The sequence below is a fragment of the Candidatus Villigracilis proximus genome (assembly GCF_016717045.1).
GTDB lineage: Bacteria > Chloroflexota > Anaerolineae > Anaerolineales > Villigracilaceae > Villigracilis > Villigracilis proximus.
In genome coordinates this window covers 62,391-81,801 of the sequence record NZ_JADJUO010000005.1, presented here as the reverse complement: position 1 = coordinate 81,801, position 19,411 = coordinate 62,391, and the positions used below count along the sequence as shown (strand labels likewise).

Below are 19,411 nucleotides of genomic sequence, written 5' to 3'. Positions count from 1 at the left end.
ATTATCCTTTTAAAATTGCATCAACAAATTTTTTCGTCTGCTTCCAGATCTCCAGCCATTCTTTCAAAGCGTTCTGACCTTCATCTGTGATCTTGTAATATCTGCGCGGCGGGCCGGAAACCGAAGGCTCGACCATGCTGCTTAACAAGCCGTTCTCTTCCAAAGAGCGAAGCACGGGATATAAAGTCCCTTGCTTCATCATGGGGAAGTCTGGTCCGCTTTCTTCGAGCAGTTTTGCGATTTGATAGCCATACATCGGCTCTTTGCTGCGGCTTAATACGCTTAACATCACCAGAGACGATGTTCCGGAGTTCAACTCCTTTTGAAATTTTTTAGTTTGTGCGGAAACTTCATTCATATGACTCCTTTCAGTAGTGTCAATTTCTTACTAGTAATAAGTAAATAATAGTATCAAATCAATACTATGTCAAGAGTACAAATAGCGAACCTCCACCCTTTCGAGTAGAGGTTCGCTATTTGTACTGGAAATCGAATTTAAATCATAAGGCCAGGTTGATCGTGACCATACTCATGGTTGACTCTTCATTTGAGTAGTTATATTTTGCGAAAAGCCAAGTCCAAGGGCAGATACCATCAACAGGAACAGGGCAGGAAAAGCGCTTACCAATAGCAGGATCATACTGGGATTGATAAACAACATTTCAGCGGTCACCAATTTTTGAGTAAAGGAAAACTGTACGCTTCCATAAGCCATGCCCAAAATGAGCAAAAAGATGGAGGCGCTCAATCCCCTGTCAATTTTGCGAATGTCTGAAAAAACGAGTGCAAGCACAACAGGCATCATGGATAAAGTATAGTCAAAGCTGACAGAAGGAAGCAGTTGGGCAAGCACGGCGCATCCCAGCAGCAAGGCAGCATTGGGACCGGGCAGGTTTTGTTTATATGCACGATATACAATGATCGCAAAACAGATCAACACGATCAGAGTAAATAAAATTTGCAACCAGACCCAATCTGGATTTACATATTCCCCTGTAATGGTTGCAGACAACAGGTTGACAAACGCACTAATGGAATGACCGCCGATCCAGTTACTGGTAGCGGCGCCGTCAGCTGCATATTGTTTAATAACCTGAAGATATGTAATAAAATTTTTGTAACCTAAAATAAAGAGAGTTACAAAATTCATGACACCCAGCAAAACAAAGCGTTTGCTGATTCCTTTCCAATCCTGCCAGTTATCAATCAATCCCAATATAAAGATCAAGGGATACATTTTCAACTGGACTGCCATTGTGAAGAACAAATAACTGAGCCAGCGTATTTTCGGGTATTTATGGAATATCCAAATGGAAGTTAACGCGAGAGAAACGGAAATTAAGTTAAATTGTCCACGTTCAAGCTCAAACTGAAATCCATATGAAAACAAGCCTGTAATGAAATAAAACGTCGGCAGGATGGTCATTTTTTTTTGCTGATTGAATTGAACGGGAATGAAAAAACCAACCAAAGCAAAAGCGGTCAGAGTCAAAAATGAAATGGCCCAGTATGAACCCACTGAATGAAAAGGAAGAAACATAGTGTGGAACAGAAGGGTAAACGGCGGGTATGGATAAGCGCGTATAACAAATTTCGGCTCTGTAAAAAAGAAATCTCTCGACATACCTTCCACGATAACCTGATGATCGCTACCAACCAACATGGTAGTAGGCACATCGCCCAGGTTTTGCAGCATTACACCCCGGGTATTTAAAAAGATGGGAATGAAAAAAAACAGAACATAGGATATAAAGAAACCGGCAACAACCCAAATTCCCATCGGTTGTAACGCAATCCATTCCCGAATTTTAAACAAGCCTTGTGCCACCCAAAGATTTTTCTTTCCAAGCATCACACTGGCAATAATCAAAAACAGCAGACTGGCAAACACAAGGAACATGCTTGGTTTCCAATGCCAGGCAGATCTGGTATAGGCTGCCATTTTCACGAGCAAAACTTCCATCAGAAGATGAAAAATAAATCCGTCCACTTTGAACTGCATAGCAATTTTGATTATCAAACTTAAATTGTTCAAAGCCGCATAAAACAACCGGTAATGGCTGGCCGTTCTCCAAAATGGAAACCTGCAAAGGAGAGATCAGTCCGCCAAATATCAGGGATTTGATTCCCATATTTGGAATGCGATATGACACAGCAGCCGAATTGGGAGCGCTGGACTCAAATGCGTAATTTTGGACGGATTGATTTCCCGCACCGAAACCGGACCGCCCAACACGGCAAGAAAAAGAATAGCTAAAAACAGCACTGCGGAAACTCCCCACACTGCTGAAAAGATCAGAACCGGATATCGCTGAATTTTTTCCATTATGACTCAATCACCATATTAAGTACGAACATCCATTTACGACGGCCGGCAGTATACCATTGAACACTTCAATTATTTTTTCCGAAAAATTTTAGATGAATTAAGATCAAATAAAACAATAAGCAGGGATCGTTCTTCATCGATTGCCATATTCCAACCTCGGCAAAGATTCCAAATACACAAACACAGCCTTCAGCTCATCATCACTCATAAATTTATAGGAATTCCACGGCATGAATTCGGCGCGCAATTCCTTGCCTTCAGGAGTCTTGCCTGTACGAATGGTGTTGATGAATTCGTCTTCTGTCCATGTGGGCAAAGCAGAGCCGCCGCCAAACGTAATGTTAGGCGCGGGTGGCCAGTTGGATGGGAAGCCCGGGATCATACCGCCAGACATTGTTAAGCCGTGACACACTTTGCAGGACTGTGTCAGATACTCGCCATATTCGGGTGTAGTGCCAACTTCGGGCGCGGTGAGACGCGCTGCGTCATGTGGAATTAATTCAGCAGGAATAAAAGTGATCCCCTTAACCAAAGTCATCACGATGCGGCCGGTAAAAGAAATTTCACTGGCGGGCAGACTGCTATCCACGGGCGGAACGCTTTTGATATAAGCAATGACCGCACCCAGGTCTTCATCACTTAAGAAATAAAATTCGGTAGACGGCATGAAGAGGTATCCCGTGCCATCCGGGCGGACTCCATGACGAATCGCGCGTGCCCAATCGGAATCAGTCATTGCGCTTCCGACTCCGCCGTTACCTGTTGTGAGATTCGACGAGATCACCTTCCCGACGGCCGGGTCGTCCAAATAAACTGTACCCTCGAGATTTTCTCCATGACAGGCTTCGCAGCCGCGAAACTGAAAAATGTGCCTGCCCTTTTCAATGGAAGCCGTATCGGTTGGGATGGAAATTGGCTCTTCTGCGATCTGATAAACATGCGTTAAGCGTGATTGGCTGACAACATAGATCACAACCAATGCAATCGCAATCAACCCCACGAACCCACCCAGCACAATCCCTACCCACTTAAAAAACTTCTTCATACATCCTCCGAGTTTTATACTTTTACAAAATCAATCCCGCCTCGCGACGGGACTGGTCATTTATTATTAATTCTCGGTGTTGATTATTTATCTTGAATTTCCGCCGCGCGATAGGTATTGTTCATCAACATCGCGATCGTCATTGGTCCAACTCCGCCCGGAACCGGAGTAATAAAGCCCGCGACTTCCTTCGCCTCATCAAAGTTGACATCGCCCACCAAACGATAGCCGCTCTTCTTTGTCGCATCCGGTTTGGAGTTGATGCCTACATCAATAATTGCCGCGCCGGGTTTGATCCAATCGCCACGCACGAATTCAGGCTTGCCGATGGCTGCGATCAGAATATCCGCTTCACGCACGACTGCCGCGATATCTTTTGTGCGCGAGTGACAGACAGTGACTGTGGCATTCTTGCCGATCAATAACAAAGCGGCTGGCATACCGACAATATTTGAACGCCCAAGGACAACAGCATTTGCACCGTCAATTTTTACGCCGGCTTTTTCGAGCAGATAAATACAACCATAAGGAGTGCAGGGGACAAATAATGGTTCACGTCCTTTTTGAGCCAAACGGCCAATATTTAACGGAGAGAAACCGTCCACATCTTTTTCGATGCTGATCAACTGTAGAACGCGTTCTTCATTTAGATGAGAAGGCAAAGGCAATTGCACCAGAATGCCATTTACCGATTTATCTGCATTCAGATCTTTAATAACTTTTTCAAGATCGTCCTGTGAAATATCCGCAGGCAGATGGTGACTAACTGACCCCATGCCCAGCTCTTCACAAGCCTTACCTTTTGCGCGGACATAAGTAGCCGAATCCACCCGTTCGCCGACGAGCACAGTTGCAAGTGTCGGCTTGGACTTCCCCGCCGCGACTCGTGCAGTAACCTTTGCCGCGACATCATCACGCACCTGTTGAGCGATCAACTTTCCGTCAATTAATTGAGCTGTCATTTATTTGCTCCTGTAATAAATTTACTGTGAAAGAGGGTACAGGTATTATACGAGTTCTCCCCCATTTCAAAAAGTGACACTTATCCCGAATTCAAAGTTTTGCAGTTGACAATGGACAATGAACAACAGGCCATGATTCATCGTTCATTGTCCACCGCCCCATTTATGGTTTCAAGACCACAAAATTATCAAATACCAGATCCACACCGGTTTGAGAGAATGTGCCAGCCAGCAAACCAACGTCACCAGATTTCAATGTTCCATCCTGAGCAGACGCCACTTGAAAACCGTTGACAAAAAACGTAAGGCTATCGCCCACGCAATCGGCACGCAGGTGATTAACAGCCAGCCCCGTTCTGATATTACCGTCCACTTTCATTTCACTCTGATTAAGCAAGGCAGCCTGCCCGCCGGCAAAAATACCAATACCGTAATACCCATCACTGGTAATCATAAAGAAATAATAATCATTGCCCGTAAAACGACAGATCAAACCGATACGGTTTTCATCCGGCCCGCCTAATTTCCCGGCATCCACTTCCATGCGGACATCGGCAAAGTCCTTGTGCGGTGTCGTCCAAAAATTCGTATTGATTGCATTGATCAGCATACGATACCCGCCTGCATCATAGTCCATGGTGCCTTCGGCAGTCATTAACCGATCCCAGCCTGATGCGCGGCCAGTAAAGTCATCTTGAAACAGCACGCTTCCAGAAGGCAGAGATTGCTCCTGTGGCACAGCAGTGAGATTGGTCGTGGAACAAGCGGAGGAAAAAACAATTAAGAAGGAGATTAAAGATAAGAGGCGATTCATAGTTGTGATTTTATCATGAGGAAGATGGCAAGTTGCAAAATATATGTTGCTTATTATGGAAAATATTTTGCGAGCAACTGTTCCGCAAATAACCCGCTCGCACCACCGGAATCTGCATCGCGAACATAAGTCAATTCATTAAAAGCGGCGGGATGATTACCTTGTGCAAGATAGGTCATTGCCAGATGAATATGCGCGGAAAAAAGCTCCGGATAACGTTCGATCACATCCAACAAAATTTTTTCTGCGTTGGCATATCTGCCCGTGGAGAGATACGACCATCCCAAAGTATCCAAAGCAAGCGGATCATCCGGCGCAAACTCCACGGCTTTTTGTGCAGCAGGCAAACCTACATTCTCCAGATACACGCCATTCTCGTTACAAAAAATTGCAAGTAAACGCCAGTACGTTGAATCATTTGGCGCAAGCTCCGTCGCATGTTGGTAGGCAGTCAACGCAATAGCCAGATCACCGTTCAAGGTGTAGGCGTTGCCGAGTTCAGCCTGCCATGCAGGGTTTTCAGGTTCATATCTTGCAGCCAATAAGTATTCCGCGAGCATCTGTGGATATTTTTTCTGACGATTCCAATACAACCCGCGTAAAGCGCGGACAACGACAGACGTATGATCGAGCGCCGCTGCCTGATCGAGTTCCACGCGTCCATCCAAATCTGTTTGCTGTTTTGCTTCGCCAAGCCAGGCCCACGCTTCGGCATTCTCTGCATTAAGTGTGATGGCATTCTCAAACGCCACGATCGACAAGTCCCACTCCTGCACCAAGCCCAGAGCGCGGCCAATGGTCACCATTTGCGATGATGCATCGGGTTGTGTGGCAGATAAATTCAAAGCGGCGCGCAATGTCTGCACTGCGGGATCAAATTGCGGGTCCAGAGAAGATGCGAGCATCAAATCGGAAAGAGCCTGTTCAGGCTCCAGAACAGTCAACAAGAGGCCGAGTCTGTATCGGGCGTAGACGTCGCTTGAATCCCGAAGCAGTTGATCTTCAAGCGCATTGCGTTCAGACGGCCAATCTTTTTCGTGACGATATAGCAAGGCAAGTATTTTATAAAAATTGGAGAGATCATTGATTTGTATGGCTTGCTGAATGGACTGAATGGCGGCTGGATAATTTCCGAGTTGTTGGTAGGAAAAGCTCAGCCACATCAAACCTTCGGCGGATGGCGCGGATAATTTTTCCAGATAAAAGATTGCCTGTGAAAAGTTACTACTGGAAGCGAAGGCGATACCTGTCTTTTCCCACAGATCTTCACGCCAGGGAAATCGCTGTGCAGCCAGTTGATAAGACTCGGCAGCGTCAGCGTAATTCTTTTCAGCGAATTGATTCTCGGCACGGTTGATCGCAGTATAGCCGCTAATAATAATGGACAGCAGCGCGGCGAGAAGCAGAAGGATGATCGTAAGAGGGATGATAATTTTTTTGTTACGCATTGTAATGGTAATTATACGTGAGTACGCCATAATTTTTTCAAGTGGCAGTATAATGATAAGGAAATGAGCGTATTATTCAATAAAATTTTTGAAACCCTGATTGCACCGCCCGGAAACATGGTTTACTATATTGTGCTGGTGATCGCCATTGCCAGCGCACTTCAATCAGCGTTTAATCATTGGCGAACGAGTGAATATCCACAAGCGCGGCGCGCTTTTGTGGGGCTTGGTATTTTACTGATTGCTCAAGTCATTATGTTCATGTTCAGCGGGTTGGGCTGGCAGCACATCATAGACCCGACTTCGGTTCTACCCCCCATGGATCGCGCGTTTGTTGTCTTTGGCATTATTTGGATCACCTGGCTGTTTGGTTTTCCCGAACCCAGCCGTGGAGCAGATGCAGCAGCTTCACTATTGAGCCTGCTGGTATTGACGGCGTTGGGGTTAAGTTTGCTGACCTGGCAAACACAGAGCACGCTCACCACTTATAACCAAACCCCTGACGATTTTTTCTGGCAAACCGCTTCACTATTATTGATATTAGGCGGGATGGCAATCCTGTTCATTCGCAAGCCAGATGGCATGTGGAATGGGATCATCATGCTTGCTCTCGGATTTTTAGGACATGTGGGACATTTGCTTTTCCAGATCAATGGAAATTATTCAGGGATCGTGCGTTTGGCCTATATGGCGGCCTATCCAATTCTGTTGACATTACCACAGCGTTTCTCTATCTCCACGTCTGCTGTGGCAGCGACACCCCAACGTTCTGCGGCCATGAGACAAGATTCCATTCCGCTTGAGCGCAGACGGTACAGCACAGACCCCAAGACCTTCCATGCAATGCTCGCGCTTGCGGCGGAATCAAATCCCACAAAAGTTAGTCAGGCCATTACTCGCGCCATCGCGCAGACCCTGCTCGCTGACTTGTGTTTTATGATCTATTTAACTGATAATAATAACCAAATGGTAATCGCAGGCGGTTATGATCTGATTCGCGAAGACAACTTGGACGGCGGTTCGTTAAGCAAAAGTTCCATTCCAATGCTGGCGAATTCGTTACAGCGCGGGCGTCCGCTGCGGATGCCTGCCAGCAGTACCTCGGCAGACATTAAAGGTCTGGCAGAAATTCTCGGGCTGACCAACCCGGGGCATTTACTGAGTGTGCCGATCTTAACCCCGGAAAAAGAATCTCTGGGCGGTTTACTTTTACTCTCCCCCTATTCAGACCGCACATGGACAGCGGAAGATCAGGCGTTCCTTGCTAATATTGCCACATCACTGGTGCCGATCATCAAGCGCAGCCAGAAGATGAGTAAACTGGAAACACAAAGCGATCAGGCGCTCGTTCAGGTTGAAAGATTGGAACGCCGTATTTCAGAATTGACTCAACAATTGGATGCCTCGCGCGCAGAAGTACAAAAAAGCGGCTCAGTGGAAATGGCATCTTTGCGTGCCGCGCAGGAAGAGTCGCAACGCATTATTGAACAGTTACAACTTGAAAGCGCCGAGTTACGCGCAGGGAAAAAACTACAACCTTCCACGTCTTCCACGCCACAGGTGGAACAGGACCTGAAAGCAACTTTGCAAGAGATGGCTCATTTACAAAATCAACTCGCCGAAGCCAATATGAAAATGCATGAGGCTGAACAGGGTCGTGTTAGTGTGAAGAGCACGGAACAGGCGGAAGTGATCGCTTCCATCTCGCAGGAATTACGTCAGCCGTTATCCTCGATTGTGGGGTACACGGATCTGCTGCTCGGCGAATCTGTGGGGATTCTCGGTGCGTTACAGCGCAAATTTGTGGAACGCATCAAGGCTTCGACAGAGCGCATCCACAACTTGACCGATGACATGATTCAGATCACGACACTCGAAGCAGGATTGAATGACCTTAAACCTGAAGCAGTGGATTTAAATACGATCATTGACAATGCGATGACCTATACCAGTACACAGGTGCGTGAAAAAAAATATATCCATGCATCTGGAACTGCCAAAGAAACTTTCCCCCATTCAAGCAGACCGTGAAGCGCTTCAGCAAATCCTCATCCATCTTTTGCAAAATGCAGGGTCGGCAACTCCCTTCGAAGGCACGATCAGGCTCATGGTTCAGACTCGAACCGAAGATGATCTGGATTACATCCTGATCCAGGTTGCCGATACGGGTGTGGGCATCGCAGCCGAAGATTTGCCGCGTGTTTTCACCCGTCTCTATCGAGCGGATAATGTTCTTATCCAAGGGGTGGGCGATACAGGTGTAGGCTTATCGATTGCCAAGGCACTGACCGAGGCGCAGCATGGGCGCATCTGGGTTGAAAGTGAAAATGGGGTTGGCTCCACCTTTAGCGTGTTATTGCCCATCGCGGGGGCGGCAATGGCAGAGAAAAAACTTAAAGCCAAAGGAAAGAAATAATGCAAAACTTGCGCGGTTTTGGGAACGCGCTCGTAGTTGCTCTGATCTCAACCGGATTGATGATCGGAGCGTTATCGATTTCTCTGGTGGAGTTTGTCCCTGAGGCGGCCCCCACTACGACTAATGTTCTGATTCCATCTCCTGCGCCTCTCACTGCCACAGCCACACTTCCTCCGACCATCACGCCCACCCTCGGGCTTGGATCTCCAACTGCCACGGTCACTGCAACCTTTGTCAATACGCCTGCTTCGTGTCCACCTCCGTTTGGATGGGTGAATCAAATTATCATTCAACCCGGAGAGACGCTTGATATTCTCGCGGAACGTTATCGTGTCAGCAAGGATGAACTTCGCCGCGCCAATTGTTTGCCAAGCGACAATCTTGTTGCAGGCAAAAGCATGTATGTGCCGCCTGCGCCGACCAGTACGGTTGCGGTCTGCAATCCGGGTGCGGTCAACTGGGCAAGATCATATACAGTTAAAGCCGGTGACACACTGTACGCCATCGCGACGAATTATTATATAAGCGCCGCCTTACTCAGGACGATCAACTGTCTGCCAGGCGACCTGATCTATGCAGGCGAAATTCTTTGGGTTCCCAGTAATATAGCCACGCGCACTCCAAACCCAACGCCCATACCAGGAAGTACGGTGACACCTTATCCCACCGACCCGTTGACAGAAACAGCCCTGCCCTTCACAATCACTGTCCCGCCAAGCGATACGTCTGTGCCTGCCACCCCAACGGCGGTCCCTACGCTCACGGCGGCGCCTACATTAACCATAAGCCCCACAGCCTTCACAACTGCGACACCCTAAAAATAATATAAATACAGAATGATAATTTTTCACACCTGCAAAATTCGTATATGAAATCATATCGCTCATTCATCATTCTGTTCTCTGTTTTTGCGCTTGCACTTTCCGCCTGCGGATCCACCGCACAGGCGGCTGTATCTGCGCCGCAGCCCTTTATCTTAATCACCTCTGCACCGAATGCATCCCCTACCCCTACTCCATTTCAGCCTTCTTTATACACACCGACCCTGCCTTCTTTATTATCGTATAGCGCAAACACGCCCACACCTGAACAGATATTCCCCACTGAAACTCCACCTCCTACAGCCAATTCTGTAATCAACCCTACAGCCACAGTAGATATTGCGCAGCTATTTCCAAACGTAGCCGCTCCTCCCGTTGCTGAAATTGCTGCGGTCAACCCAACTGCTCTGCCACCCTTAACCGACAACGAGACGATCAACTTCCTACTGATTGGCTCAGATAAACGTCCCGGTTCATCGTATCGTACAGACACGCTTCTGATCGCCATCGTCTGGCCCAAGGATGGGCAAGTCTCGCTGATTTCCATTCCACGCGACTTGTGGGTCTATATCCCTACCGTGGGGATGCAGCGCATCAATACCGCCTACCAAAGTGGAGAAATAACCAGTTACGCAGGCGGCGGAGCCGGACTATTAAAAGACACCGTCACTTACAATCTCGGCATCCGCATTGACCATACCGCCATGGTCGAATTTGACGGCTTTCGCCGCATCGTTGACACGCTCGGCGGCGTGGAAGTGCCGATCTCCTGCGCCTTCACCGACTGGCGATTAATCGACCCGACATATGACCCCGAAAACGAAGATAACTGGTGGCTCTTCACCGTCGGCCCCGGCCAGATTCACATGGATGGCGACCTCGCCCTTTGGTACGCGCGCTCACGCTCCAAGTCCAACGACTTTGATCGTGGCCGCCGTCAGCAGGAAGTCATCCGCACCATCTTTACCAAAGCCCTGCAAACAGATACCTTCAACAAAATTCCTCAACTCTACAACGACTTCTCAAGCACCATCATCACAGACCTTGGGCTGGCAGACCTGCTGCTCATGTCACCTTATGCGGTCAACTTCACCAACGCAAATATTCGCGGCTATTACATCCGCCCGCCCTATTTCAGCCCGTGGACAACCCCCGGCGGCGCATCGGTCTTACTTCCCAACGAAGCCGAACTCAACCAAATGCTGATCGAAGCCACAACCCTCTCCACATTCGCAGTTGAACGAAAAACCATCACCGTTGACGTGCAAAATGGCGCACCTTCTGATACCTGGGATGCGCTCGCCGCCTCACGTCTCAACTACGCTGGATATCAAACCCTTATTTCGAATGCCGACCGCCGCGACTATACCTCATCCGTCATCGTAGACTTCACCCCCACGCAGGATCCTGCCCAACGGCAGACGATCATCACAACCCTCAACCTGTTTGCCGCAAATATAATTTCCCTCCCCGACGCAAACAGCCCCGTGCAATATCGTGTCATCCTCGGTAATGATTACGAGCCCTGCTTCCAACCGCAAGACCTTTCGCATTAAGAATTATCATGCGCATCTTATGACCGTTATAATGATTGCAGATTACACCAATTTTCCCCTGTTGACAACCCCCCTCATATTCGCTAAACTATACGAAAAGACTATGCGCTATCTGGCGCATTGCAAGGATTAATACCATGACAAAAACAACCGACTCTGCACATATTACAAGTAAAACCCTGCTCCCCACCGCCATCAACGGCTGGGAAATGTTCATGTATGACCAGGGACGTTCCTCGAACACGGTCAAGGCCTTTCTCTCAGATGTGCGCCTGCTGACTCAGTTCCTCGCGCCCGATCAATCTATTGGCAGCATCATCACCGATGATCTCAATCGCTTCTTCGCCTGGATGGAAAAAGAACGCGGCATTCCGTGCAGCCCAAAGACCCTGTCACGGCGCATCACATCGATAAAATCATTTTTTCGCTGGCTGCATCAACACGGCACCTTATCCATAGATCCCGCTGAAAAGGTTTTACAGCGCTCAGCCATTAGTCCGCTGCCGCAGGTACTGACTGGAGATGAATACGAAGCCATCCTGCTTGCCGCAGACCGTCACCGCCGGGAAACCAAACCAGATGCCCGTTTCTATACGCTCGTTTATCTCCTGCTCATCACAGGCATAAAAAAAAGCGAATGTCTCGGCATTCACATTAATCATATTGACCTCGAAGCAAAAAAATGGGCCGCATGTTTTTATCCGCTATGCCAGCCCAGCCAATCGTTACAAGGAACGCAAAATTGAACTGAACGAAGATTGGATCACAGCCTACAAAGAATATCTCGCGCAATATCGGCCTGCGGATCAAGTCTTTGCATGGTCGCCACGCAGGCTTGAATACCTGCTCGAAGACATTGGTACAGAAGCCAACCTGACCAAACACCTCTCCTTCGATATGTGCCGCTGGACATGCGCCCTGCGCGATTATCAAGCCGGCATGGAAGTGGATACCATTCGCCAAAAACTTGGTGTCTCAAAGATCCAATGGCGTGAACTCTTCATTAAACTAAAGCAATTAAATGGTGAAATAAAATAAAAAAATCCCGTCCATTTTGGACGGGATTTTTTAGCGAATTTTCTCCAGCGGACGTGCAACAGAAAAATAAATCACATTGCGCGTTAAATCCGTTAACCGATATGGATGAGCCGGACGATAGCCCGGCACCCAGATGATCGTATCTCCCATGCACAACAAAGGCCAATGTTCACGCGCACGTTGCGGCATTTTTTCATTAACAAAAAAATCGGAAAGTTTCTGCAAATGGCCATCCATCCCCAGTGGAGCAAAATGATCACCTTGATGACGTATGCGCAATTCAAGGGAAGCAGGAAGTGTATCCACATCCAACCAGACTTGAAACTGGTCCTCATTCCGTTCTGCCTGTTCCTGCGCCAAAGCCGGGATTCGCCAGCGCTCACAGGTAAATTTCCAGCCGCCCGCCAGATCCGCCTGTCCGGGAATCATAACTGGCACACTCACGGCACTCGTCAGTTGCGGCCAAATATGAAAAGGCAATTCGGCATCCTGTGTACAGATATAGATGCGGTTTGACTCACGAAACATTCGCACACCACCCTTTAAATCCACACGGGCAGACGCAACAGAGTCGTTGATCAGTTTTGTAGCGCGCTCCAACACGGCGAAGTTCACCTCCAGCCCGGGGAGCAGAGTATACATGGCGTGTTTGATCAGGTTGCGTTGAAGTCCGATCGAGTGACTGGCGAGCAGATGAGCATCAAAAGCGACAGATTCATCATCAACGGAGGTCACAGTCGCGCGCCAGGCAGTCTCCAATGTCTCCATTAAAAAAACATAATCCCCTTTTAGCGATTGCGACATACGCAAAATTGCTTCGCGGAATTTTGGATTATAACTTTCCAGATTTGGGATCAAAAGATGACGGATACGGTTGCGTTGAAAATTAAGCGAGTCATTGCTCGAATCATAATGCGGACGCAGACCGTTGGATGCGCAATAGACCACGGTTTCTTCACGCCACATATTTAACAAAGGACGCACGATCGGAATGTTTGCATCAAAGGATTTGATGATCGAGCGATGAGACATACCTTTCAATCCATTGATGGCGCTGCCGCGCAGGAAATGCATCAGCACTGTTTCAACCTGATCATCTGCTGTATGGCCCACCGCCACCGCCTGTGCATTTCGTTCGCGTGCCAGGTTGAACATAAAGCGATAGCGCAGGTTACGAGCGGCCTCCTCCAATGAAAGCTTTTCCTGATCGGCATATGTGCGGACATCTGTGCCGTCAATGATGCAGCCTAACATCAAACGCGCGGCGGTTTTTTCCACCATGCGCGCATCCTGACCGGATTCCATACGGAGTTGATGATCAAAATGCGCAACAAGAATCGAATAACCTGCCAACCGCAGGGTTTCCATCAGGCACAAACTATCCGGGCCTCCTGAAACACCTACGATGATTAAACGGTCTTTTACAAGTCCGCACTCGTCTCTCAAAATAGTTTCTATGTTTTCTGGCATGTATCTTCTTTTTAATGTATATAAATTTCTTTGCCGCCACCCATGTGGGACTGCGGAATTTAGATCTGATACAACTCCACCAACACCCCGCCCGTGGACTCAGGGTGAATGAAGGCATATTTTTTCCCGTCTGCCGCAGTGCGCGGTTCTTCGTTGATAAGGCGGATATTTTTCTCCCTCATTTGTGACATCATGCCTTCGATATCATCCACTTCAAGGCAGATGTGATGCAGACCGGGTCCGCGTTTGGCGAGGTATTTGGCGATGCCTGAGTCGTCGCTGGTCGGCATGACCAGTTCCACTTCAGCGCCGGCAACGGGCAAAAAGGCAACTTGTGATTTTTCAGCAGGGACATCGCGTAGTTCGTGCAATTCGATCCCCAATGCATCGCGCCAGAACAATAAAGACTTTTCCATATCGTCCACAACGACAGCAACATGATTAACAGCTTTGATTTTTGGCATGGTTCCTCAATGTAAATGTATATTGGATTTTACTTCTTATTTGAAAATTTCAAGCACACTGGGCAGGGCTGCTTCAACCCATAGTTTATACATTTGGGCAGATGGGTGTAAGCCATCGAATGCAAGCAGGGATTTATCTTCGAGAGCATCACGCGAAATGGGCGTAATATCCACATAATGTGCGCCCGCAGACTCGGTCTCTTCGCGGTTGATCGCATTATAGAGGTCAATCTCATTTGAGATCAGATCTACACGCCGGCCAATTGCAAAGGGAGTCACGCTCCAATCTGGAATGGATAAAACGATGACACGGTTTGCATCTCCGCCTGCATATTCAATGGATTTATTCAACAGGAAACGGAATTCTTCGCGGTATTCGTCCACACTGTAGCCGCGGTATTGATTGTTCACGCCAATTAATAAAGAAACCAGATCATACGTCCCTTGCGGCGGGCTGGCCTGAATCCCCTGCCAGAGTTCTGCGGTGGTCCAGCCGGTGCGGGCGATGATGGTGACTTCAGTTTTAAGATTCTGCGTGGAGAGCATGGCCGCCAGTTGATTTGGCCAACGTTCATTTTCAGCGACACTTTCACCGATGGTGTAGGAATCGCCAAGAGCAAGATAGCGGATATCTCGCATGGGAATAGTATTCTCCTGTATAGGTTGAGGGATGGATGAACACGCTGACAATAAGGTCAAAAAAATAAAAGGCAGGATGCGGTTCATAGCAAAATTATAGCGGAAAATAAATCAAAATCAAAACCATTTACATTCCGATATACCTGGCGATTAAAATCCAACTCAAGGAGAGGCGCAAAAGAAAACAATAGAATCTTCGCGCCTTAGCGGCTCCCAAGCACCGCCAAGGCAGGTGTGCGTTACTGGGTGTCCATTCAAATCGACTAAAGCATTAAACGTAGCAACTTGGGATAATCAGAAATACAAACACGGGCGTTCATCACGCCCGTGTTTGTATAGGAGGGTTTGCTGTCTGCTTACAACGATTGTATCTTCCACCACAAAGAGGGAATCCTACGAATTTTTCCCCACGCGCTTAAAGATGCGCGGCGGGTGAAAACATCGTAATTGTGTTTTTCGATATCATCCAAAATACCGCAGTAAAAAGTGGATGCGGCACCAATGGCGAGCTGACCTTCGCGCTCAAGCATCTTTACGCCTGCCCATGAATCTTTGTATAGTTGACGGGTGCGGTCAATTTGGAATTTCATGAACTGACGCCAGTTATCAGTCAGGCGGCCTTCCGCAATATCGGATTCGTTGATTCCGTAGAAAGCCAATTCTTCACGCGGCAGGTAGAGACGCCCATTACGATAGTCCTCCCCTACATCACGCAGAATATTGGTCATTTGCAAGGCTACACCGAGTTTGATAGCGTATGGAACGGCCTCATGACTCTTGAAACCAACAATGTACATGCTCATCAGTCCAACCGTAGATGCAACTCCGTAGCAATAAGTGGCAAGGTCGTCAAACGTTTGATAACGCGATTGGGAAAGGTCGCGCGCCACGCCGTCGATCAATTGCAGGGCGTAGTGGCGCGGGATATGGTAACGGGTAAGGGTATCTGCCCATGCGGCGGCGACCAGGTCATCGGTCGGGGAGGAAGCGGATTGTACAATATTCCGCCAGTAGTTCAGTTCAAAGTCGCGATCTTTTTTTAATTCAACTTCATCCACAATATCATCCACTGTGCGGCAGAAAGCATAAAGCGCTCGGGCGGCGGAGCGTTTTTCCTCAGGGAGTAAGCCGGAAGCAAAGTGGAATGATTTGCTATGCGCAGCCGTAATGACATCAGCCTGTTTGTAGGCACTACGCAAGGTGGCATCTCCGGCCCAATAAGAGAAAAAAGGATGGGTGGATGGATGTGGAACATGCCCTGCAAGGGCGAGTAATTGACTTTCCCAGTTTGCCTGTGCTTGCATTTTTCTCTCCATGATTATTATGCTCTGATAAGCAATATTCTACCGGATTCATCCGATTTGTCAAGGTTTTGCAAAGAATACCTTGACAAATTACAAATTATAGACAAGGTGTACAATAGAATAAAGATTGAAAATCAATTACGAATATCCTTTGTGTAAATTTCCAAGGAGAAATTATGAAACAAACTGCTACTGTAATCGGTGCCGGGATCGGTGGAATTGCCACTGCTGCCCGCCTCGCTAAAAATGGATACGATGTGACCGTGCTGGAGAAGAACGACACCCCGGGCGGACGTTGTAATCAAATCATTAAAGACGGTCACCGCTTTGACATTGGCCCAACCCTGTTTCTGATGCCCGAAGTTTGGGAGGAAACCTTTGCCTCGATCGGTGAGAAGATGAGCGATCATCTTGATCTGCGCCGCATTGACCCAACCTATAAAGTGCGCTTTGATGACGGGCTGGAACTGGAACTGACTTCTGATATCGGCAAGATGCAAACTCAACTTGAGAAAGTGGAAAAGACCGCTTTTACGGGTTTCCTGAATTACATTGCCGAAGGCAGCAAACACTACAAGATCTCGCTTGAGAAATTTGTGGGGCGCAACTTCTTTAATATTTTTGAATATTTCAGCCTTTCCAATCTGCCGTTGATCTTCCAACTTAAAGCGCTTGGCAAGCATTACAAAAATACCGGCCGCTTCTTTAAAGATGAAAGACTCAAAGCCGCTTTCACATTTCAAAATATGTACCTCGGATTAAGCCCCTATGATGCGCCTGCCACCTACTCCCTGCTGCAATACACAGAACTGGCTGAAGGCGTTTGGTATCCGATGGGCGGAATGTACGCCGGCATTCAGGCGCTGACAAATGTGGCTGAGAAACTCGGTGTGAAATTTATTTACAACGCCGCGGTCAAACGGCTGCATGTAAATGACACAAAAGTTGTCGGTGCTGAACTTGAAGATGGCCGCCAGTTTCATTCTGATATTTTCGTAGGCAATGCAGACCTGCCTTATATTTACGATCAACTATTACCCGATCGCGCTGAAGCAAAAAAACTGATCGAGGACAAACTTTATACCTGTTCCACCATTATGTTTTATTGGGGCGTGGATAAGGAATATCCACAGATCGCGCATCACAATGTTTTTCTTGGCGGTGATTACAAGGCTTCGTTCGATCAAATCTTTAATAACCACACCCTGCCTGAAGTACCTTCGTTCTATGTCCACGCTCCCAAACGCACCGACCCGACAGCCGGCCCTGTGGGACAAGATACGCTTTACGTGTTGGTCCCCGTTGGTCATCTCGATGCGCGCAGTGAACAGGATTGGAACGCAATGGTGAAACGTGCCCGCCAAACTGTACTGACCCGCCTCGCCAACGAACTCGGAGCCACCGATCTCGAAGCGCATATCAAGTTTGAGATTTCATACCAGCCCAAGGTGTGGAAGGAACGGTTCAATCTGGTCAACGGCTCGGCCTTTGGGCTGAGTCACAACTTCTGGCAGGTCGGCTATCTGCGTCCGCATAATCGTCATAAGAAATATAAGAACCTGTACTTCGCAGGCGCCTCCACTCACCCTGGCACTGGCCTTCCTATTGTCCTCCTCTCTGCTCGCTTAACAACTGAACGAATTCTCAAAGAAATGGGTACAATATCTGTACAAAACATGGCAAGAGCAACTGAGGTTGCCAAAGCCTAATTTCCCGTTTCGGAGAAACCAATAATGTCCCTTAGCAAAAACCCCGCCTTCAACCTGAAAGTCGTTCTGCAAGAAACCAATATTGCGGCAGACACTCTGCGCGCCTGGGAACGACGCTACGGTTTACCCATGCCCCAACGCACGGCAGGCGGACACCGTCTCTATTCGCAATACGATATTGAGACGATCAAATGGCTGATGGCGCGTCAAGCCGAAGGGCTTTCGATCTCACGCGCAGTGGACTTGTGGAATGAACACCACGCATCAGGCGTGGACCCGCTGGCTGGTTTTACCCCTTCATCTTTATCGGCCGTTCAAATGATTCCTGCCATGTACATCTCACCTGATACCAATCTGACAGCCCTGCGCGCGCAATGGATCGCAGCTTGCTTAAATTTTAGCGAAACAAACGCCGAGCAAGTCTTGAATCAGGCCTTTTCAATTTTCCCGGTTGAAGCCGTGTGCATGGACGTTCTACAAAAAGGCATGGCTGAGATCGGCGCACTTTGGTATGAGAACAACGCTTCGGTACAACAGGAACACTTTGCATCGGGTCTTGCCATGCGCCGCCTCGATGCATTACTCAGCGCATCCCCTGCACCAACGCGCAACCAAACAGTACTGATCGGCTGCCCGCCCAATGAATGGCACACCTTTACGCCTTTACTTCTCTCGCTGCTCCTGCGCCGCCGCGGATTGAACGTGATCTATCTCGGTGCCAATGTACCCGCTGAACAATTTAAAGAAACCGTGTCAGCCGTACATGCCAACCTGACCATCCTCGTAGCTCAGACTCTGATCAGCGCCGCCGCGTTACAAGCGACTGCGCTGAATCTGGTCAATCAAAATACACCTGTTGGATTCGGCGGACGCATCTTTAACATTCTTCCCAATCTGATCCATCAAATACCAGGCGATTACCTAGGCGGCACACTGGAGGCTTCTCTTGAAAAAGTAGAAAAATTACTAAAGACAAAGAACAACGTCAACGCTTACCACGCCGCTTCCCCGCAGCATCTTGCTGCGCATCAAGCGTTTGTATCCAAGCGCACCCATATTGAAAGCACCATTAAACAACTGGCTGAACCGTTCGGGATCAATGCTGAAAATTTAAACACGGGCATTCAATTTCTAGGTGACAACATCACCGCCGCCCTGCAGCTCGGAGATATGGAACATGTCACCGATGAAATGGAATGGCTCAAGGTATTGCTCCAATCCTATGAAAGACCTCCCCAGGAATTGACCTACTTCATGGAAACCTATTCACAAGCAGTGGATCAACACATTAATGGTCAGGGTGAGCCGATCAAAGCCTGGTTAAGAGCACAAGCCAGCCGATTAGCATAAAGATTACAAGTAGAAATTTTGCCTATTTAAAAATAATCCGCTGCCT

At 48.1% G+C, this 19,411-nt stretch carries 19 protein-coding genes; 8 read left to right on the top strand and 11 right to left on the bottom strand.

What is annotated here, in order from left to right:
• Position 1: 1 nt before the first annotated feature.
• The 7 genes from IPL71_RS06780 to IPL71_RS06750 all read right to left on the bottom strand — a co-directional run bounded on the left by IPL71_RS06780 (position 2) and on the right by IPL71_RS06750 (position 6,598).
• On the bottom strand, positions 2-358 hold the full coding sequence (locus IPL71_RS06780; RefSeq protein ID WP_345320107.1) for a PadR family transcriptional regulator: 357 nt from the start codon (positions 356-358) through the stop codon (positions 2-4).
• Positions 359-529: 171 nt separating this feature from the next.
• On the bottom strand, positions 530-1,900 hold the full coding sequence (locus tag IPL71_RS06775) for a hypothetical protein (protein ID WP_345320105.1): 1,371 nt from the start codon (positions 1,898-1,900) through the stop codon (positions 530-532).
• The gene (locus IPL71_RS06770; protein ID WP_345320103.1) at positions 1,809-2,336 is read right to left on the bottom strand and encodes a hypothetical protein; all 528 of its coding nucleotides are present in this window, start codon (positions 2,334-2,336) and stop codon (positions 1,809-1,811) included. The genes IPL71_RS06775 and IPL71_RS06770 overlap by 92 nt, the downstream gene beginning before the upstream one ends.
• A gap of 126 nt (positions 2,337-2,462) precedes the next feature.
• Positions 2,463-3,374: a c-type cytochrome gene (locus tag IPL71_RS06765; protein WP_345320101.1), complete on the bottom strand. Its 912-nt coding sequence runs from the start codon at positions 3,372-3,374 to the stop codon at positions 2,463-2,465.
• A gap of 83 nt (positions 3,375-3,457) precedes the next feature.
• Positions 3,458-4,336: a bifunctional methylenetetrahydrofolate dehydrogenase/methenyltetrahydrofolate cyclohydrolase FolD gene (folD, locus tag IPL71_RS06760; RefSeq protein ID WP_345320099.1), complete on the bottom strand. Its 879-nt coding sequence runs from the start codon at positions 4,334-4,336 to the stop codon at positions 3,458-3,460.
• A gap of 163 nt (positions 4,337-4,499) precedes the next feature.
• On the bottom strand, positions 4,500-5,150 hold the full coding sequence (locus IPL71_RS06755; RefSeq protein WP_345320097.1) for a hypothetical protein: 651 nt from the start codon (positions 5,148-5,150) through the stop codon (positions 4,500-4,502).
• A 53-nt stretch (positions 5,151-5,203) separates the two neighbouring features.
• Positions 5,204-6,598, bottom strand: coding sequence for a tetratricopeptide repeat protein (locus tag IPL71_RS06750; RefSeq protein ID WP_345320095.1), 1,395 nt, complete (start codon positions 6,596-6,598; stop codon positions 5,204-5,206).
• 63 nt (positions 6,599-6,661) lie between these two features.
• Here IPL71_RS06750 and IPL71_RS06745 point away from each other — a divergent pair, with 63 nt between their 5' ends.
• From IPL71_RS06745 to IPL71_RS06720, 6 genes are all read left to right on the top strand, one after another.
• Positions 6,662-8,629: a GAF domain-containing sensor histidine kinase gene (locus IPL71_RS06745; RefSeq protein WP_345320093.1), complete on the top strand. Its 1,968-nt coding sequence runs from the start codon at positions 6,662-6,664 to the stop codon at positions 8,627-8,629.
• On the top strand, positions 8,580-9,014 hold the full coding sequence (locus IPL71_RS06740) for a sensor histidine kinase (protein ID WP_345320091.1): 435 nt from the start codon (positions 8,580-8,582) through the stop codon (positions 9,012-9,014). The genes IPL71_RS06745 and IPL71_RS06740 overlap by 50 nt, the downstream gene beginning before the upstream one ends.
• Positions 9,014-9,832 (top strand): LysM peptidoglycan-binding domain-containing protein, encoded by an 819-nt coding sequence (locus IPL71_RS06735; protein ID WP_345320089.1) that lies wholly within the window; start codon positions 9,014-9,016, stop codon positions 9,830-9,832. The genes IPL71_RS06740 and IPL71_RS06735 overlap by 1 nt, the downstream gene beginning before the upstream one ends.
• A gap of 50 nt (positions 9,833-9,882) precedes the next feature.
• Positions 9,883-11,391 carry an LCP family protein gene (locus IPL71_RS06730; RefSeq protein ID WP_345320087.1) on the top strand — a complete coding sequence of 503 codons (1,509 nt, stop codon included), beginning with the start codon at positions 9,883-9,885 and terminating at the stop codon, positions 11,389-11,391.
• A 137-nt stretch (positions 11,392-11,528) separates the two neighbouring features.
• Positions 11,529-12,137: a tyrosine-type recombinase/integrase gene (locus IPL71_RS06725; RefSeq protein WP_345320085.1), complete on the top strand. Its 609-nt coding sequence runs from the start codon at positions 11,529-11,531 to the stop codon at positions 12,135-12,137.
• Entirely contained in the window at positions 12,055-12,429 is a 375-nt protein-coding gene (locus IPL71_RS06720; RefSeq protein ID WP_345320083.1) for a site-specific integrase, read from the top strand. The genes IPL71_RS06725 and IPL71_RS06720 overlap by 83 nt, the downstream gene beginning before the upstream one ends.
• Before the next feature lie 30 nt (positions 12,430-12,459).
• Here the strand turns inward: IPL71_RS06720 and tilS are convergent, their stop codons facing one another.
• From tilS to IPL71_RS06700, 4 genes are all read right to left on the bottom strand, one after another.
• The gene (tilS, locus tag IPL71_RS06715) at positions 12,460-13,899 is read right to left on the bottom strand and encodes a tRNA lysidine(34) synthetase TilS (RefSeq protein ID WP_345320081.1); all 1,440 of its coding nucleotides are present in this window, start codon (positions 13,897-13,899) and stop codon (positions 12,460-12,462) included.
• A 59-nt stretch (positions 13,900-13,958) separates the two neighbouring features.
• On the bottom strand, positions 13,959-14,363 hold the full coding sequence (mce, locus tag IPL71_RS06710) for a methylmalonyl-CoA epimerase (RefSeq protein WP_345320079.1): 405 nt from the start codon (positions 14,361-14,363) through the stop codon (positions 13,959-13,961).
• A 36-nt stretch (positions 14,364-14,399) separates the two neighbouring features.
• Positions 14,400-15,002 (bottom strand): SGNH/GDSL hydrolase family protein, encoded by a 603-nt coding sequence (locus tag IPL71_RS06705; RefSeq protein ID WP_345320077.1) that lies wholly within the window; start codon positions 15,000-15,002, stop codon positions 14,400-14,402.
• Between the two features lie 356 nt (positions 15,003-15,358).
• A complete protein-coding gene (locus IPL71_RS06700; RefSeq protein WP_345320075.1) occupies positions 15,359-16,306 on the bottom strand; it encodes a phytoene/squalene synthase family protein in 948 nt (315 codons plus the stop codon).
• A gap of 176 nt (positions 16,307-16,482) precedes the next feature.
• Between IPL71_RS06700 and IPL71_RS06695 the strand changes: the two genes are divergently transcribed.
• Together IPL71_RS06695 and IPL71_RS06690 are read left to right on the top strand one after the other, a co-directional pair.
• Positions 16,483-18,015 (top strand): phytoene desaturase family protein, encoded by a 1,533-nt coding sequence (locus IPL71_RS06695; protein WP_345320073.1) that lies wholly within the window; start codon positions 16,483-16,485, stop codon positions 18,013-18,015.
• Positions 18,016-18,039: 24 nt separating this feature from the next.
• The gene (locus IPL71_RS06690) at positions 18,040-19,365 is read left to right on the top strand and encodes a MerR family transcriptional regulator (RefSeq protein WP_345320071.1); all 1,326 of its coding nucleotides are present in this window, start codon (positions 18,040-18,042) and stop codon (positions 19,363-19,365) included.
• Positions 19,366-19,411 lie beyond the last annotated feature (46 nt).

Coding starts and splice junctions, on each gene's coding strand:
- IPL71_RS06780 (WP_345320107.1), bottom strand. CDS start 358: ATGAATGAAGTTTCCGCACAAACTAAAAAATTTCAAAAGGAGTTGAAC.
- IPL71_RS06775 (WP_345320105.1), bottom strand. CDS start 1,900: ATGTTCCTTGTGTTTGCCAGTCTGCTGTTTTTGATTATTGCCAGTGTG.
- IPL71_RS06765 (WP_345320101.1), bottom strand. CDS start 3,374: ATGAAGAAGTTTTTTAAGTGGGTAGGGATTGTGCTGGGTGGGTTCGTG.
- folD (WP_345320099.1), bottom strand. CDS start 4,336: ATGACAGCTCAATTAATTGACGGAAAGTTGATCGCTCAACAGGTGCGT.
- IPL71_RS06755 (WP_345320097.1), bottom strand. CDS start 5,150: ATGAATCGCCTCTTATCTTTAATCTCCTTCTTAATTGTTTTTTCCTCC.
- IPL71_RS06750 (WP_345320095.1), bottom strand. CDS start 6,598: ATGCGTAACAAAAAAATTATCATCCCTCTTACGATCATCCTTCTGCTT.
- IPL71_RS06745 (WP_345320093.1), top strand. CDS start 6,662: ATGAGCGTATTATTCAATAAAATTTTTGAAACCCTGATTGCACCGCCC.
- IPL71_RS06740 (WP_345320091.1), top strand. CDS start 8,580: ATGCATCTGGAACTGCCAAAGAAACTTTCCCCCATTCAAGCAGACCGT.
- IPL71_RS06735 (WP_345320089.1), top strand. CDS start 9,014: ATGCAAAACTTGCGCGGTTTTGGGAACGCGCTCGTAGTTGCTCTGATC.
- IPL71_RS06730 (WP_345320087.1), top strand. CDS start 9,883: ATGAAATCATATCGCTCATTCATCATTCTGTTCTCTGTTTTTGCGCTT.
- IPL71_RS06725 (WP_345320085.1), top strand. CDS start 11,529: ATGACAAAAACAACCGACTCTGCACATATTACAAGTAAAACCCTGCTC.
- tilS (WP_345320081.1), bottom strand. CDS start 13,899: ATGCCAGAAAACATAGAAACTATTTTGAGAGACGAGTGCGGACTTGTA.
- mce (WP_345320079.1), bottom strand. CDS start 14,363: ATGCCAAAAATCAAAGCTGTTAATCATGTTGCTGTCGTTGTGGACGAT.
- IPL71_RS06705 (WP_345320077.1), bottom strand. CDS start 15,002: ATGCGAGATATCCGCTATCTTGCTCTTGGCGATTCCTACACCATCGGT.
- IPL71_RS06700 (WP_345320075.1), bottom strand. CDS start 16,306: ATGCAAGCACAGGCAAACTGGGAAAGTCAATTACTCGCCCTTGCAGGG.
- IPL71_RS06695 (WP_345320073.1), top strand. CDS start 16,483: ATGAAACAAACTGCTACTGTAATCGGTGCCGGGATCGGTGGAATTGCC.
- IPL71_RS06690 (WP_345320071.1), top strand. CDS start 18,040: ATGTCCCTTAGCAAAAACCCCGCCTTCAACCTGAAAGTCGTTCTGCAA.